The organism is Stenotrophomonas sp. YJH_SMC_19 (assembly GCF_059367915.1).
In genome coordinates this window covers 149,371-162,712 of record NZ_JCAFRI010000005.1, presented here as the reverse complement: position 1 = coordinate 162,712, position 13,342 = coordinate 149,371, and the positions used below count along the sequence as shown (strand labels likewise).

General features: G+C 67.3%; 15 protein-coding genes. 9 read left to right on the top strand and 6 right to left on the bottom strand.

What is annotated here, in order from left to right; genetic code table 11:
* Positions 1 to 221 precede the first annotated feature (221 nt).
* Positions 222 to 1,046 carry a helix-turn-helix transcriptional regulator gene (locus tag AC5P5R_RS08260; RefSeq protein ID WP_100438113.1) on the bottom strand — a complete coding sequence of 275 codons (825 nt, stop codon included), beginning with the start codon at positions 1,044 to 1,046 and terminating at the stop codon, positions 222 to 224.
* On the bottom strand, positions 1,043 to 1,747 hold the full coding sequence (locus AC5P5R_RS08255) for a VIT1/CCC1 transporter family protein (protein WP_005414466.1): 705 nt from the start codon (positions 1,745 to 1,747) through the stop codon (positions 1,043 to 1,045). Before AC5P5R_RS08255 ends, AC5P5R_RS08260 begins: the two co-directional genes overlap by 4 nt.
* A 152-nt stretch (positions 1,748 to 1,899) precedes the next feature.
* Between AC5P5R_RS08255 and AC5P5R_RS08250 the strand changes: the two genes are divergently transcribed.
* Entirely contained in the window at positions 1,900 to 3,264 is a 1,365-nt protein-coding gene (locus AC5P5R_RS08250; protein ID WP_005414465.1) for a glutamate--cysteine ligase, read from the top strand.
* A gap of 121 nt (positions 3,265 to 3,385) precedes the next feature.
* On the opposite strand, the gene AC5P5R_RS08245 is transcribed toward AC5P5R_RS08250, so the two are convergent.
* Complete coding sequence (locus AC5P5R_RS08245) at positions 3,386 to 4,444, bottom strand: NAD(P)-dependent alcohol dehydrogenase (RefSeq protein ID WP_012481247.1); 1,059 nt, start codon at positions 4,442 to 4,444, stop codon at positions 3,386 to 3,388.
* A gap of 107 nt (positions 4,445 to 4,551) precedes the next feature.
* Between AC5P5R_RS08245 and AC5P5R_RS08240 the strand changes: the two genes are divergently transcribed.
* Positions 4,552 to 5,436: a LysR family transcriptional regulator gene (locus AC5P5R_RS08240; RefSeq protein ID WP_005411016.1), complete on the top strand. Its 885-nt coding sequence runs from the start codon at positions 4,552 to 4,554 to the stop codon at positions 5,434 to 5,436.
* A gap of 157 nt (positions 5,437 to 5,593) precedes the next feature.
* Here AC5P5R_RS08240 and AC5P5R_RS08235 read toward each other — a convergent pair whose 3' ends face one another.
* Positions 5,594 to 6,256: a TetR/AcrR family transcriptional regulator gene (locus AC5P5R_RS08235; RefSeq protein ID WP_164281630.1), complete on the bottom strand. Its 663-nt coding sequence runs from the start codon at positions 6,254 to 6,256 to the stop codon at positions 5,594 to 5,596.
* Between the two features lie 76 nt (positions 6,257 to 6,332).
* On the opposite strand from AC5P5R_RS08235, the gene AC5P5R_RS08230 reads away from it, so the two are divergent.
* Positions 6,333 to 7,028: a DAPG hydrolase family protein gene (locus AC5P5R_RS08230; protein WP_100438112.1), complete on the top strand. Its 696-nt coding sequence runs from the start codon at positions 6,333 to 6,335 to the stop codon at positions 7,026 to 7,028.
* A gap of 12 nt (positions 7,029 to 7,040) precedes the next feature.
* Here the strand turns inward: AC5P5R_RS08230 and AC5P5R_RS08225 are convergent, their stop codons facing one another.
* Positions 7,041 to 7,457: a VOC family protein gene (locus tag AC5P5R_RS08225; protein WP_049403557.1), complete on the bottom strand. Its 417-nt coding sequence runs from the start codon at positions 7,455 to 7,457 to the stop codon at positions 7,041 to 7,043.
* Between the two features lie 114 nt (positions 7,458 to 7,571).
* Between AC5P5R_RS08225 and AC5P5R_RS08220 the strand changes: the two genes are divergently transcribed.
* The gene (locus tag AC5P5R_RS08220) at positions 7,572 to 8,249 is read left to right on the top strand and encodes an SMI1/KNR4 family protein (protein WP_005411012.1); all 678 of its coding nucleotides are present in this window, start codon (positions 7,572 to 7,574) and stop codon (positions 8,247 to 8,249) included.
* Positions 8,250 to 8,350: 101 nt separating this feature from the next.
* On the opposite strand, the gene AC5P5R_RS08215 is transcribed toward AC5P5R_RS08220, so the two are convergent.
* Positions 8,351 to 9,454 carry an alkene reductase gene (locus AC5P5R_RS08215; protein WP_164281629.1) on the bottom strand — a complete coding sequence of 368 codons (1,104 nt, stop codon included), beginning with the start codon at positions 9,452 to 9,454 and terminating at the stop codon, positions 8,351 to 8,353.
* A 129-nt stretch (positions 9,455 to 9,583) separates the two neighbouring features.
* Here AC5P5R_RS08215 and AC5P5R_RS08210 point away from each other — a divergent pair, with 129 nt between their 5' ends.
* The 5 genes from AC5P5R_RS08210 (at position 9,584) to fghA (ending at position 13,266) form a co-directional block, all read left to right on the top strand.
* Positions 9,584 to 10,489, top strand: a complete 906-nt coding sequence (locus tag AC5P5R_RS08210) for a LysR family transcriptional regulator (RefSeq protein ID WP_100438111.1) — start codon at positions 9,584 to 9,586, stop codon at positions 10,487 to 10,489.
* Positions 10,490 to 10,559: 70 nt separating this feature from the next.
* Entirely contained in the window at positions 10,560 to 10,835 is a 276-nt protein-coding gene (frmR, locus tag AC5P5R_RS08205; RefSeq protein ID WP_005411009.1) for a formaldehyde-responsive transcriptional repressor FrmR, read from the top strand.
* 59 nt (positions 10,836 to 10,894) lie between these two features.
* Positions 10,895 to 12,004: an S-(hydroxymethyl)glutathione dehydrogenase/class III alcohol dehydrogenase gene (locus AC5P5R_RS08200; protein WP_005411008.1), complete on the top strand. Its 1,110-nt coding sequence runs from the start codon at positions 10,895 to 10,897 to the stop codon at positions 12,002 to 12,004.
* An 8-nt stretch (positions 12,005 to 12,012) separates the two neighbouring features.
* Complete coding sequence (locus AC5P5R_RS08195) at positions 12,013 to 12,372, top strand: YqcC family protein (RefSeq protein ID WP_005411007.1); 360 nt, start codon at positions 12,013 to 12,015, stop codon at positions 12,370 to 12,372.
* Between the two features lie 63 nt (positions 12,373 to 12,435).
* On the top strand, positions 12,436 to 13,266 hold the full coding sequence (gene fghA, locus AC5P5R_RS08190) for an S-formylglutathione hydrolase (protein ID WP_099524261.1): 831 nt from the start codon (positions 12,436 to 12,438) through the stop codon (positions 13,264 to 13,266).
* Positions 13,267 to 13,342: the final 76 nt, after the last annotated feature.

Here is a 13,342-nt window from a genome sequence, read left to right as displayed (position 1 = left end):
GTCGCGAAGATCTGTCAGAGGTGGGGCGGTGTGGGTGGGCAGGACCGTTGGCGCCATGGATGGCGCCATCGAGCCCCCATGGATGGGTTTACGGCGTGTCCTGCCCACCCACACCGCCCCGCCATCCCACGGAATGCCGCTCTGGCTCTGGCTCTGGCTTTGGCCGTTGCCGTTGCCGTTGCATTGAGCAGGTGCAGGGCTGCAAGCCCTGCCGAACCCCCTCAAATGTCTGTGGGAGCCAGTCCGTACTGCTCGGCGAAGCGCTTGCTGAAACTCGCCGCAGACCGGTAGCCCGCGCGCGCTGCCACGGTCTTCAGCGGCAGGTCGGTGGTGTAGAGCAGCTGCATGCCATGCGCCAGCCGTGCCTCGGTGAGCAGCTGGCGCAGGCTGGTGTCCTCGGCGGCAAGACGGCGGCGCAGTGTCGCGCCGCTCAGCGCGAACTGTTCTTCCACATCGCGCGATTGCCAGTCGCGGGCCGGTTCGGCGGCGATGCGGTCGCGGATCTGTTCGCCCAGGCTCGGTGCCTGCGGCAGCAGCAGGTTGCCGTGGCCCTGCCGGCACAAGGTCAGTACCAGCGAGGCCAGGGCCAGCCGCGCTTCGCTGTAACGACCGTCCTGCAGCGATTGCCGCCACTGGCGCAGCACCGCGCCATGATCGATCAACGGCAGTCTCGCCATCGCCTGGCCTGGCGCGGGAAGCTCCTCGCTCCACAGCGTGCGAGCGGCCGCCAGCACTTCGGCACACAGCGGCACGATGGCGCTGAGGTAGCGGCCACTGCGTGGGTCGGGGGTGTTGACTACATCGATGCGGCAGCGCTGGGTCAGCAGCAGGATGTCGCCGGGGATGAACTCCAGCAACTGGTGCGCGGTACGCACCTGCTTGCGGCCTTCCAGCAGGATCGCGAACTGCGGTTGCGGAATCTCCACCGAGCTGGCGCCATGTTCGCGCCGAGCGGTGATGCACGCATAACCTTCGGCGCGTGCGCAGCCGGCCAGGCTGGCCATCTCGGCCAGCAGTGCGGTAACTGGCGGCAGCATGCCGGTCATGTCACCTGGGCGCCGAACAGGCGACCGACGCCGGCCGCCGCGGCCATTGCCAGTGCACCCCAGAACATCACCCGTATTGCGCCGCGTACCGGCGGGGCGCCGCCGGCCTGGGCTGCCACCGCGCCGGTCAGGCACAGGCCGAGCAGGGTACTGGCCGTGGTCATCAGTGCGACCTTGTCGACCGGCGCCAGCAGGGCGGTCAGCACTGGCAGCGCCGCACCGCAGGTGAACGCACCGGCCGAGGCCAGCGCTGCCTGCAGCGGGCGGGCGCGCAGGGTATCGGTGATGCCCAGTTCGTCGCGGGCGTGGGCACCCAGCGCATCGTGGGCGGTGAGCTGTTCGGCCACCTGCCGCGCCAGCGCAGGCTCCAGGCCGCGGTGGCGGTAGATCGCGGCCAGCTCCTCCAGTTCGCTGTGCGGATCGTCGCGCAGCTCGCGCTTTTCCATTGCCAGGTCGGCCTCTTCGGTGTCGGCCTGGGTCTGCACCGAGACATATTCGCCCGCCGCCATCGACATCGCGCCGGCCACGGTACCTGCCACGCCGGTGGCCAGGATGGTCGCAGCCGAGGCGCCGCTGGCGGCCACGCCGACCACCAGGCCAGCCACCGAGACGATGCCATCGTTGGCGCCCAGCACGGCGGCTCGCAGCCAGCCGACGCGCTCGGAGCGATGCAGTTCGGGGTGTCGTGAATGGCGGCTCATGGCTCTGAGTGTACGAGGGTCAAGAGGGCGTCGGTAGGATGCTGAAACCCGTCACCGTCGCATGACGCAACGGGGTGCCACGCTATAGTGCGCCCTTGCGATGGAAGGCCGCGAGCCCCACATCCCCCGCCACCGTCCAGCGAGCCTTTCCCTTGTCGAGCCCCAGCCACGTCGCCGATACCCCCATTACCGACCGCTCGCAGCTGGTGGAGGTGATCGCCTCCGGCGAGAAGCCCCGCGCGCAGTGGCGCATCGGCACCGAGCACGAGAAGTTCGGGTTCCGCCTGGATGACCTGCGCCCGCCGACCTTCGAAGGCGAGCGCGGCATCGAAGCGCTGCTCAACGGCCTGGTCCGCTTCGGCTGGGAGCCGGTGCAGGAGAACGGCAACACGATCGCCCTGCTGCGCGATGGCGCCTCGGTGACGCTGGAACCGGCCGGCCAGCTGGAATTGTCCGGTGCGGCGCTGGAGACCATCCACCAGACCTGCGTGGAGACCGGCACCCACCTCAACGAAGTGGCGCAGGTGGCCGGCGAACTGCAGCTGGGTTTCCTCGGCATGGGCTTCCAGCCGAAGTGGAAGCGCGACGAGATGCCTTGGATGCCCAAGGGCCGCTACAAGATCATGCGTTCGTACATGCCCAAGGTCGGTTCGCTCGGCCTGGACATGATGACCCGCACCTGCACGGTACAGGTGAACCTGGACTACGCCACCGAAGCGGACATGGTGAAGAAGTTCCGCGTATCGCTGGCGCTGCAGCCGATCGCCACCGCGCTGTTCGCCGATTCGCCGTTCACCGAAGGCAAGCCCAACGGCTACCTGAGCTACCGCTCGCACATCTGGACCGACACCGACGCTGACCGCACCGGCATGCTCGACTTCGTGTTCGAGGATGGCTTCGGTTACGAGCGCTATGTCGATTACCTGCTCGACGTGCCGATGTATTTCTCCTACCGCGATGGCATCTACCATGACGCCAGCGGGCAGAGCTTCCGCGATTTCATGCAGGCCAGGCTGCCGGTGCTGCCGGGCGCGCTGCCGACGCTGCGCGACTGGTCGGACCACATGACCACCGCGTTCCCGGAAGTGCGCCTGAAGAAGTACCTGGAAATGCGCGGCGCCGATGGTGGTCCGTGGAGCCGCCTGTGTGCGCTGCCGGCGTTCTGGGTCGGCCTGCTGTACGACGACGCCGCGCTGGACGCTGCGTGGGACCTGGTGCGTGACTTCACCCTGGCCGAGCGCCATGCACTGCGCGACGGCGTGCCGAAGCATGCGATGAGCCTGCCGTTCCGCAATGGCACGGTGCGCGACCTGGCCCGCGAAGCCGTGAAGATTTCCGTCGAAGGCCTCAAGCGCCGCGCGGCGCGCAATGCCGACGGCCAGGACGAGAGCAAGTTCCTGGACGTGCTGCAGGAGATCGTCGAATCCGGGCTGACCCCGGCCGAGCGCAAGCTGGCGCTGTTCCATGGCCGCTGGCACGGCGACGTCGATCCGGTGTTCCGCGAATTCGCGTACTGAGTGGATTGCGGTAGTGCCGGCCGCTGGCCGGCAGCCAGGCGGGGGCGCCGGCCAGCGCCCGGCACTACCAGAAAAAAACCCCGGCATTGCCGGGGTTTTTCTTTTTCGCATCTGCCCTGGATCAGGCCGCGTCCTTCATCGTCGCCATGTCGATCACGAAGCGGTAGCGCACATCGTTCTTCGCCATGCGTTCCCAGGCTTCGTTGACGTTCTTGATGTCGATCATCTCCACATCGCTGACGATGCCGTGCTCGGCACAGAAGTCCATCATTTCCTGGGTTTCAGCCATGCCGCCAATCGCCGAGCCGGTCAGGTGCTTGCGGCCGAAGATCACGCTGCCACCGGTCAACGGCGGGTCCAGTTCGGTCAGCACGCCGACCAGGCACATGGTGGCTTCACGCTTGAGCAGGCCCATGTAAGGGTTGGTGTCATGGCCGACCGGGATGGTGTTGAGCAGGAAGTCGAAGCTGCCGGCGTGCGCCTTCATCTGCGCGGCATCGCGCGAGACCAGTACCTCATCGGCGCCCAGGCGCTTGGCGTCGGCACCCTTTTCCGGCGTGGTGGTGATCATCACCACGTGCGCGCCGAGTGCCTTGGCGAACTTCACGCCCATGTGGCCGAGGCCACCGAGGCCGATCACGCCGACCTTCTGGCCCGGGCCGACCTTCCAGTGGCGCAGCGGCGACCAGGTGGTGATGCCGGCGCACAGCAGCGGGGCGGCGGCCTTCAGGTCGAGGGTGTCGGACACCTTCACCACGAAGCGCTGTTCGACCACCACGTGGTCGGAATAGCCGCCGTAGGTCGGCGCGCCGCTTTCGCGTTCACGGCCGTTGTAGGTCCAGGTCGCGCCCTCTGCGCAGTACTGCTCCAGGTCGTGCTCGCAGGCATCGCAGTGGCGGCAGGAGTCGACCATACAGCCGACGCCGGCGTGGTCGCCGACCTTGAAGCGGGTGACGTTGCTGCCGACCTCGGTCACGCGGCCGATGATCTCGTGGCCTGGCACCATCGGGTAGATCGAGCCACCCCAGTCGTCGCGGGCCTGGTGCAGGTCGGAGTGGCAGATGCCGCTGTAGAGGATCTCGATGCGCACATCGTCCGGGCCGACCGCGCGGCGTTCGAACTCGAAGGGCACCAGCGGGTCGGTATGGGAGTGGGCGGCGTAACCACGGGCGAGGGACATGGGGAATCCTTGGCAGGGTTTGTCGAAAGGCGTTTTACAATACGCCCCGTACCCAGCCGCAAGAAGCACGGATATCGGCATGATTCATCAAGTGAAACTGCACAATCATGGCCACTGACAATCTCACCCACCTGGCCGCGTTTGCGGCGGTCGCCCGTCACCGCAGCTTCCGCCGTGCCGGCGCCGAGCTGGCGCTGTCGACCTCGGCGGTGAGCTATGCGATCCGCGCGCTGGAGGAACGGTTGGGCGTGGGCCTGTTCCATCGCACCACCCGCAGCGTGGCCCTGACCGAGGCCGGGCAACGCCTGCTGGAACGCCTGCAGCCCGCGCTGGGCCAGGTGAATGACGCGCTGGAGGAGATGAACCAGTTCCGCGCCGCGCCGGCGGGCCTGCTGCGTATCAATGCTACCCGCGCCGCAGTGCCGACCCAGTTGGGGCCACGGCTGGCGCGCTTCCTGCACGCCCATCCCGACGTGCGGGTGGAGCTGACCGAGAACGATGGCCTGGTCGATATCGTTGCCGAAGGCTACGACGCCGGCGTGCGCCTGCACGAGTTCGTACCCGAGGACATGGTGGCGGTGCCGATGGGCCCACCGCTGCGTGGCTTGATTGTCGGCTCGCCGGACTACCTGCGGCGGCGCCCGGCGCCACAGCATCCGCGCGACCTGGCCACACACGAATGCATCCGCTTCCGCTTCGCCAGCGGGCATCTGTACAAGTGGCAGTTCGAGCGCGGTGGGCAGGCGCTGGAGATCGATGTACCGGGGCGGCTGACGCTGTGCGAGCAGGGCACCGTGGTCAGAGCGGTACTCGATGGCATCGGCCTGGCCTATGTGCTGGAAGACACCGCCCGCCCGTACATCGAATCCGGTCAGATGGTGGCAGTGCTGGAAGACTGGAGCGAACCGTTCGCCGGCTTCGCGCTGTACTACCCGAAGCAGCGGCAGATGCCCGGTGCGTTGCGCGCGTTCGTGGACATGCTGCGCGAGTGAGTTGCTGCAGGAGTGCCGAACAACGGTCGGCACCGTGGAAGGCCATTGCCGACCAACGGTCGGCACCCACCGGGGAAGGCCATTGCGGGGCAGGCCATTGCCGACCAACGAATCGGGACCGGCCGGTAGATCCACGCCACGCGTGGATGGAGCAACCTTACGGCGCCTGCAACACCGGCGCCAACAACGCCACGCAGTCGCGCAGGTGCACGTCCACCGGCGCATCCTCGGCCACCACACCGATCACGCGTTCGCGCAGCGGCTCGGCCACGGCCATCGCCAGCAGCAATCGCGCCATGCGAACAGGATCTCCCTCGCGTAGCAGCCCACGCTGTTGCTGGCGCGCCAGCCAGTCGGCCAGCAGCGCACGGCCGCGTTGGATGCCGTTGTCCAGATAGGCCTGCAGCAGCGCGTCCTTGCCGGGAAAGTCGGTGGCCAGCAGGCGGAACACCTGCACCGCCTGCGCCGACAGCGCCTGCGCGCACACCGCGTGCAGGATGTGCTGCAGCAACGGCACGACCTCTTGGGCATTGCGCGCATCGCGCTGCAGTTGTGGCGCGAAGCCGTCGGTCCACTCACGCACCGCCAACCCAACCAGTTCCTCGCGATTGCTGGCGTGGCGGTAGACGGTCTTCTTCGCCACCCCGGCGTGCGCCGCCACCGCTTCGATGGTGGTGGCCTCGTAGCCCTGCGCCAGCAGCAGTTCCAGCGTGGCCTGCAGCACGGCGTGGCGGACTTCGGCTTCCGGCCGCGCAGGGCGGCCGCGGCGGCGGGTCGGTGATGTGGGCTCGGGCACGGTGGTGCTGTTCATTGCGCCCATCTTACCGCATCCGGACAATTGCGAAACGAATAGCGTTTCCGTATTGTCGGGGCTCCCAACACCGCAGGAGACCCCGATGTATACCGCTGTGAACGCACGCGCCTGGCTGGACCACCACGATCTGCTGGACCCGGCGCCGATGCACCTGGAGACCGGCATCCAGCGCCGCGAAGACGGCACCCTGCTGGTGGCGGTGCGCATCGATCTGCACGGCTGCAAGGGCCGCATGCTGGACTGGTGGTTCACCTTCTTCGAGACCACCCAGCACATCCGCTGGTGGCATCCGGTCGATCATGTCGAGCATCGCGGCTGGGACGAGGCCTGGCAGCGCGGACGCAGCTACCACGGTGCCAGCATCCATGCGGTGGAATCGCTGGCCGACATTCCGCCGGTGGCGGCGCGCCTGAAGTTCCATGACCCGCGCACGCTGCTGGTGCCCGAGCGCCTGCAGGCGGCACAGGATGCAGGCGATGTATCGGCGGTGATCGCCGCGCGCATCGGCTTCGGCGACCACGTCCGCCTGGATGCAAACGGTGATCCCTGCGACGGGCAGATGCTGCACGTGGCGCGTGATACGCCGTTTGGCTGTGTGCTGCGCAGCCGCTTCGTGCTCGGCCTGGACAGCGCCGATCCACGCTGCGATGCCGGCGATGCGGTCGGCCTGGGCCTGCTCAAGCATTGCTACACGGAGTTCAGTTTCCTCTCGCGCCTGCTGCCGTCGCTGTACTACGGCGAGCGCGCCAACGGCGAAGCGGTGCCGTTGCCGTGGTGAACGTGGCGCCTGTCATTCGACCAGCGCGTCGTAGCCTTCGCCACTGAACTGGATCAGGCAGAAGCCGTGGCCGAACGGATCGGCCAGCACGGCGATGTGCCCCCAGCGACGCTCGCGCACGGATTGCTCGAGCGTCGCTCCGGCTGCGACTGCACGTACCAGCGCGGCTTCGATGTCATCCACCACCCAATCCAGGTGCAGCGGCGTCCAATGGCGCTCGTAGTCGCGCACGTCGCCGTCTTCGGTGGCGGCGCTGCCGGCGTCGTTGTGCAGCAGGTAGAGCGGCGTTGGCCCACCGAGCAGCTCCACGGCGCCCGGGCCGAGACGGCGGCCGATGCGCAGGCCGAAGGCCCGGATGTAGAAGTCTTCGGCGGCGGCCAGGTCGGGCACGTCGAGGTTGACGATGAAGCTGTGGGCAGTGGCGTTCATGGCAGCGATGGGCGGCATCCGGTGGTCGCAGTCTAGTCCTGCCGCGTGCTGCGACCCGTTCATCTCCTGCGCGGATTCGGGCAAGCTGGGCGGTCTCTATCGACAAGGACATCCATGAGCGCGCTATCCGGCATCGAACAGGCCACCGGCCAGTCCTTCCCGCCCCTGTTCAAGCAGCTGCACGCAGCGGATCGGTTGAGTTGGGGTGCCCCACATCCGGAATGGTCCGAGGTGGTATTCCCGACGCTGCAGGCGGATCCGCCGGTGCTGCTGTATGCCCAGGACTATGAGCCCCTGGAGGACGATGAGCTGCTCGAGGCGTGGCAGGAGTTGACTGCGGAGGATCATTACAATCCCCTGCGCACTGACCTGCAGTTGCTGCCCTTTGCGCGGACCGGCGGTGGCGACAGCTACTGCTTCTGGAGCAACGCGCCCGGCTTTGCCGAGCCCCCCGTCGTGCTGGTGTGGCATGACGATGATCGTGCCGATGTGCTGGCGGCCAGCTATCAGGATTTCCTGTTCCGCAAGATGGTCGAAGCCGTTGCTGACTACCAGGGGCCGTACACGCTGCTGTCGCACGGCGAGCTGGCCAGCAACCTGCGGCGCTGGCTGCAGAGCCACCAGCCGTTCCTGCGCGATGACCAGTACGCAGCCCTGCAGCGGCTGTTCGCCCGCGTTGACGATATCGCTGAAGGAAACATCAGCGACGAGGATGCACAGGCCATCGTCGCTGAGGTGATCGGCTTCGAGCGGTTGGACGAGTCGTTCGCCTACGTGCGCGAGGACGCCTGAAGGCCGGGGTCGGATCCGCGCGCAGCGTGGCTCTGACGCCTTGTGCGCCGAACAGGGGTCAGAGCCCTTTCCGTTGGAAAGGGCTCCGACCCCGTGGGGGATCAGCCCGCGGCCGGGTAGTCGAGGTAGCCTGCTTCGCCGCCACCGTAATAGGTGCTGCGGTCGGGCGTGGCCAACGCGATGTTGCGCTGCAGGCGTTCGACCAGATCCGGGTTGGCGATGAACGGCTGGCCGAACGCGGCCAGGTCGATGGTGCCCGCTTCGACCAGCTGCAGGGCGCGTTCGCGGGTCATGCCACCTGCCAGGATGACGGTGCCACCGTAGGCCTGCTTGAACTGCCGCAGGAACGCCTCGCCCAGCACCGACCGGCCCGCCTGCAGGTTGTCGTTGAGGTGCACGTAGGCCAGCCCACGCTTGCCCAGTTCCTCGGCCAGGTACAGATAGGTGGCTTCGTTGTCGGGGTAGAACGGCATGTCGAAGGTGAGGTTGTTCGGTGCCAGGCGCACGCCGATGCGATGCGCACCGATACGCTGCGCCATCGCATCGACGGTCTCCAGGATCAAGCGCGCACGATTGGGCAGCGAGCCGCCGTAGCGATCATCACGCTGGTTGATGAGCGGGTTGAGGAACTGCTCGAACAGGTAACCGTTGGCGGCATGCAGTTCGATGCCGTCGAAGCCGGCCGCAATGGCGTTGTCCGCCCCGCGCACAAAGTCGTCGACGATACCGGGGATCTCCGCAGTCTCCAGTGCACGTGCCGGAGTGGGATCGGCGTGGCCGCGGCTGCCATCGTCCAGGTACACGAACGAGGTGTTCTTCGGTGCGCTGGCCACCGGGCGGGTACCGGCGCTGACCGGTTGCCCACCGCCGGGCTGCAGCGAGGAATGCGACATGCGGCCGACGTGCCAGAGCTGGGCGAAGATCGTGCCCTGTGCGGCATGCACCGCCTCGGTGACACGCTTCCACCCGGCCACCTGCTCGGCCGACCAGATGCCCGGCACGTCGATGTAGCCCTGGCCCTGCGGCGAGACAGGCGTGCCTTCGCTGATGATCAGGCCGGCGCTGGCGCGCTGCCGGTAGTACTGCGCGGTGAGTTCGTTGGCGACCGCTCCGGGGTTGCGGGCACGGGTCATCGGCGCCATCGCGATGCGGTTGCGCAGGGAAGTGCCTGCAAGGTCGAGGGGGCGGAACAGGGCGGCGGTCATGTCGGTCATCTCGATGCGGGGGAAGGCGCCAGCGGCGCGATGCACACAGGATGGAGTTGACATGCGGGCGCATAAAGCGCTTCGATCTCCCTGGGTGCGGGACTATTTGTCCCCAATGGAGCGCGAACGATGCTGCCGCTGGAATCGTTGAATGGCCTGGTCACGTTCGTCACCACGGCCCGCTCAGGCAGCTTCACCGAGGCCGCCGACGCGCTGGGCATCTCGCGCTCGGCGGTGGGCAAGGCCATCGCCCGGCTGGAAGCGCGGCTGGGGGTGCGCCTGTTCCACCGCACCACGCGGCGCATCGCGCTGACCACCGATGGCGAGGCGTACTACGCATCGTGCGCGGCGGCGCTGGAAGAAATCTCCGCCGCCGAGGCCTGCCTGGGTTCGGCCGGCCTGCCCAGCGGGCGGCTGCGCATCGACATGCCATCCTCGTTCGGGCGCCTGGTGGTGCTGCCGGTGCTGTTGCGGCTGTGCCGGCAGTACCCGGACCTGCAGTTGACGATGACCTTCACCGATCATTTCGTCGATCCCGTCGAGGAAGGCATCGACCTGCTGATCCGCTTCGGCGGGCTGCACCAGGCCGAGCATCTGGTGGCGCGGCGGCTGGGGCGCCAGCGACTGGTCACCTGCGCATCGCCAGAGTATCTGCAGGCGCACGGCGTGCCGCGCACGGTGGAGGAACTGGCGCAGCACCGCAGCATTGTTGGCTTCCGCCACGGGCAACCGGTGTGGTGGCGGATCGGTAGCGAGGAGGACGAAGGGACATTCATCCCGAATGCGCCGTATCAACTCAATGACGGCGACGCGGTGATCGAGGCGGCCATCGCCGGGCTTGGTATCTGCCAGATGCCGGTTTCACTGGTGCGCCGCCACCTGGATTCCGGCGCGCTGCGGTCGGTGCTGGATGCGCACATGCAACGGCACATCGATATCCACGCGTTGTGGCCACCGACACGCCACCTGCGGCCCAAGGTGCGCTACGTGGTGGATGAGCTGGCGCGGTTGGCGGGTGAGGGATTGTTTGATTGAGCCGGCCAGGATTGAGTTCGTGACTTCGGCTTGTATACTGTCCCCCAGTATAGTTCCGAGGTGGCCCGCCATGCCGCACTCCCCCGAAGAGAAGAAAAAGGTCCTGGCCCGCGTGCGCCGCATCCGCGGCCAGTGCGATGCGCTGGACCGCGCGCTGGAAGCCGGCGCCGACTGCGGGCCGGTGCTGCAGCAGATCGCCGCCATCCGTGGCGCGGTCAACGGCCTGATGTCCGAGGTGATGGAGGCTCATCTGCGCGAGGAGTTCGGGCAACCCGCAGCCTCCGATGAACAACGCGCCGAACGCGTGCGCGACATGAGCGCGTTGATCCGCTCGTACCTGAAATAAACGATGGCGCAACATGGCGCCGCCCATCCTGTCATTGCCTGTCTCTGGAGAGTCCACCCATGAAATCCCGTGCCGCCGTCGCCTTTGGTCCCGGCCAGCCGCTGCAGATCGTCGAGATCGACGTCGCCCCGCCGAAGGCAGGCGAGGTGCTGGTGAAGATCACCCATACCGGTGTCTGCCACACCGATGCGTTCACCCTGTCCGGCGATGACCCGGAAGGCCTGTTCCCGGTGGTGCTGGGCCATGAAGGTGCCGGCATCGTGGTGGAGGTCGGCGAGGGCGTGACCAGCGTCAAGCCCGGCGACCACGTGATTCCGCTGTACACCGCCGAGTGCGGCGAGTGCCTGTTCTGCAAGAGCGGCAAGACCAACCTGTGCGTGGCCGTGCGCGCCACCCAGGGCAAGGGTGTGATGCCCGATGGCACCAGCCGCTTCAGCTACAACGGTGAGCCGCTGTACCACTACATGGGTTGCTCGACCTTCAGCGAGTACACCGTCGTTGCCGAAGTCTCGCTGGCCAAGATCAACCCGGACGCCAACCCGGAACATGTCTGCCTGCTCGGCTGCGGCGTCACCACCGGCATCGGCGCGGTACACAACACCGCCAAGGTGCAGGAAGGCGATAGCGTGGCCGTGTTCGGCCTCGGTGGCATCGGCCTGGCGGTGATCCAGGGTGCACGCCAGGCCAAGGCCGGCCGCATCATCGCGGTGGACACCAACCCGTCCAAGTTCGAGCTGGCGCGCGAATTCGGTGCCACCGACTGCATCAATCCGAAGGACTTCGACAAGCCGATCCAGCAGGTCATCGTTGAAATGACCACCTGGGGCGTGGACCACAGCTTCGAGTGCATCGGCAACGTCAACGTGATGCGCGCGGCGCTGGAATGCGCGCACCGTGGCTGGGGCCAGAGCGTGGTGATCGGCGTGGCCGGTTCGGGCCAGGAGATCTCCACCCGTCCGTTCCAGCTGGTGACCGGGCGCAAGTGGATGGGCACCGCCTTCGGCGGCGTGAAGGGCCGCAGCCAGCTGCCGGGCATGGTCGAGGATGCGATGAAGGGCGATATCGAACTGGCCCCGTTCGTCACCCACACCATGGACCTGGACAAGATCAACGACGCCTTCGACCTGATGCATGAAGGCAAGTCGATCCGTTCGGTGGTCCACTACTGAGCCACGTCATGGGCTGGTTCGATGCCCTGCGCCGGCCGCGTGCGGAAGACCCGCGCGCGGCCCTGGTGGTGCCGATCGAGCAGGCGTTGCGTGCGCTGGGCTGGGTCGACGGCGAGGTGGGACCACCGCGTGCGGTGACTTCGGCCTTCGGCAGCGACGATGGCATGCCGTTCGAGCAGTGGCTTGCGCAGGTATTCCTGCCGCGCCTGCACGAAGCCCGCGCCGACGGCCAGTGGCCACCACGCAGCGACGTGGCGGTGGCGGCGTATCGCAACCTGGACGGCCAGCCTGGCGTCGAATCGTTGCTGCGCCTGCTGGCACAGCTGGATGAACGGATCAACCAAGGCATCCACGCCGGGCGTGGATAACCCGACCAAGGTCGGCATCTACCAGAAGCACGCGTGCGCTGACGCGCCGCGCAGGAGAGCACCATGGAACGCATTGAACACCGCGCATGTTTTGGCGGCTGGCAGGACGTCTACCGCCATCATTCGACCACGCTGGGCTGCGACATGCAGTTCGCCGTGTACCTGCCACCGCAGGCGGAAACACAGAAGCTGCCGGTGCTGTACTGGCTGAGCGGCCTGACCTGCACCGAGCAGAATTTCATCACCAAGGCCGGCGCGCAGCGTTATGCGGCCGAGCACGGTGTGATCATCGTCGCGCCCGACACCAGCCCGCGCGGTGATGACGTAGCCGATGCCGAGGGCTACGACCTGGGCAAGGGGGCAGGGTTCTACCTCAATGCCACCCGCGCACCGTGGGCGAAGCACTACCGCATGCATGACTACGTGGCGCAGGAGCTGCCGGCGCTGATCGAGGCGAACTTCGCGGTGACCGACGCGCGCGCGATCAGTGGCCATTCGATGGGCGGCCATGGCGCGCTGGTGATCGCGCTGCGCAACCCCGGGCGCTATCGCAGCGTGTCGGCGTTTTCGCCGATCGTCGCGCCCAGCCACGTGCCGTGGGGGCAGAAGGCCTTCCATGCCTATCTGGGCGACAACCCGGCCGACTGGGCGCAATGGGATGCCTGCGAGCTGATCGCTATGGCTGACGAGCGCCTGCCGCTGCTGGTCGACCAGGGCGAGGCGGACGAATTCCTGCAGACCCAGCTGCAGCCGCAGCGCCTGCAGCAGGCCTGCGATGCCGCCGGCCATCCGCTGACCCTGCGCCTGCAGCTCGGCTACGACCACAGCTACTACTTCATCGCCAGCTTCATCGGCGAGCACATCGCCCACCACGCCCGCGCCCTGCAGGGCTGAGCGCTTTCCGGTAGCGCCGGCCGCTGGCCGGCAACCTGCAGCCCTGTGATTCATTGGGTTTGCCGGCCAGCGGCCG

What these genes read in the sequence shown, in the direction of transcription:
- AC5P5R_RS08260 (WP_100438113.1), bottom strand. Translation starts at nt 1,046, where the DNA reads ATGACCGGCATGCTGCCGCCAGTTACCGCACTGCTGGCCGAGATGGCC.
- AC5P5R_RS08255 (WP_005414466.1), bottom strand. Translation starts at nt 1,747, where the DNA reads ATGAGCCGCCATTCACGACACCCCGAACTGCATCGCTCCGAGCGCGTC.
- AC5P5R_RS08245 (WP_012481247.1), bottom strand. Translation starts at nt 4,444, where the DNA reads ATGTCCCTCGCCCGTGGTTACGCCGCCCACTCCCATACCGACCCGCTG.
- AC5P5R_RS08240 (WP_005411016.1), top strand. Translation starts at nt 4,552, where the DNA reads ATGGCCACTGACAATCTCACCCACCTGGCCGCGTTTGCGGCGGTCGCC.
- AC5P5R_RS08235 (WP_164281630.1), bottom strand. Translation starts at nt 6,256, where the DNA reads ATGGGCGCAATGAACAGCACCACCGTGCCCGAGCCCACATCACCGACC.
- AC5P5R_RS08230 (WP_100438112.1), top strand. Translation starts at nt 6,333, where the DNA reads ATGTATACCGCTGTGAACGCACGCGCCTGGCTGGACCACCACGATCTG.
- AC5P5R_RS08225 (WP_049403557.1), bottom strand. Translation starts at nt 7,457, where the DNA reads ATGAACGCCACTGCCCACAGCTTCATCGTCAACCTCGACGTGCCCGAC.
- AC5P5R_RS08220 (WP_005411012.1), top strand. Translation starts at nt 7,572, where the DNA reads ATGAGCGCGCTATCCGGCATCGAACAGGCCACCGGCCAGTCCTTCCCG.
- AC5P5R_RS08215 (WP_164281629.1), bottom strand. Translation starts at nt 9,454, where the DNA reads ATGACCGCCGCCCTGTTCCGCCCCCTCGACCTTGCAGGCACTTCCCTG.
- AC5P5R_RS08210 (WP_100438111.1), top strand. Translation starts at nt 9,584, where the DNA reads ATGCTGCCGCTGGAATCGTTGAATGGCCTGGTCACGTTCGTCACCACG.
- frmR (WP_005411009.1), top strand. Translation starts at nt 10,560, where the DNA reads ATGCCGCACTCCCCCGAAGAGAAGAAAAAGGTCCTGGCCCGCGTGCGC.
- AC5P5R_RS08200 (WP_005411008.1), top strand. Translation starts at nt 10,895, where the DNA reads ATGAAATCCCGTGCCGCCGTCGCCTTTGGTCCCGGCCAGCCGCTGCAG.
- AC5P5R_RS08195 (WP_005411007.1), top strand. Translation starts at nt 12,013, where the DNA reads ATGGGCTGGTTCGATGCCCTGCGCCGGCCGCGTGCGGAAGACCCGCGC.
- fghA (WP_099524261.1), top strand. Translation starts at nt 12,436, where the DNA reads ATGGAACGCATTGAACACCGCGCATGTTTTGGCGGCTGGCAGGACGTC.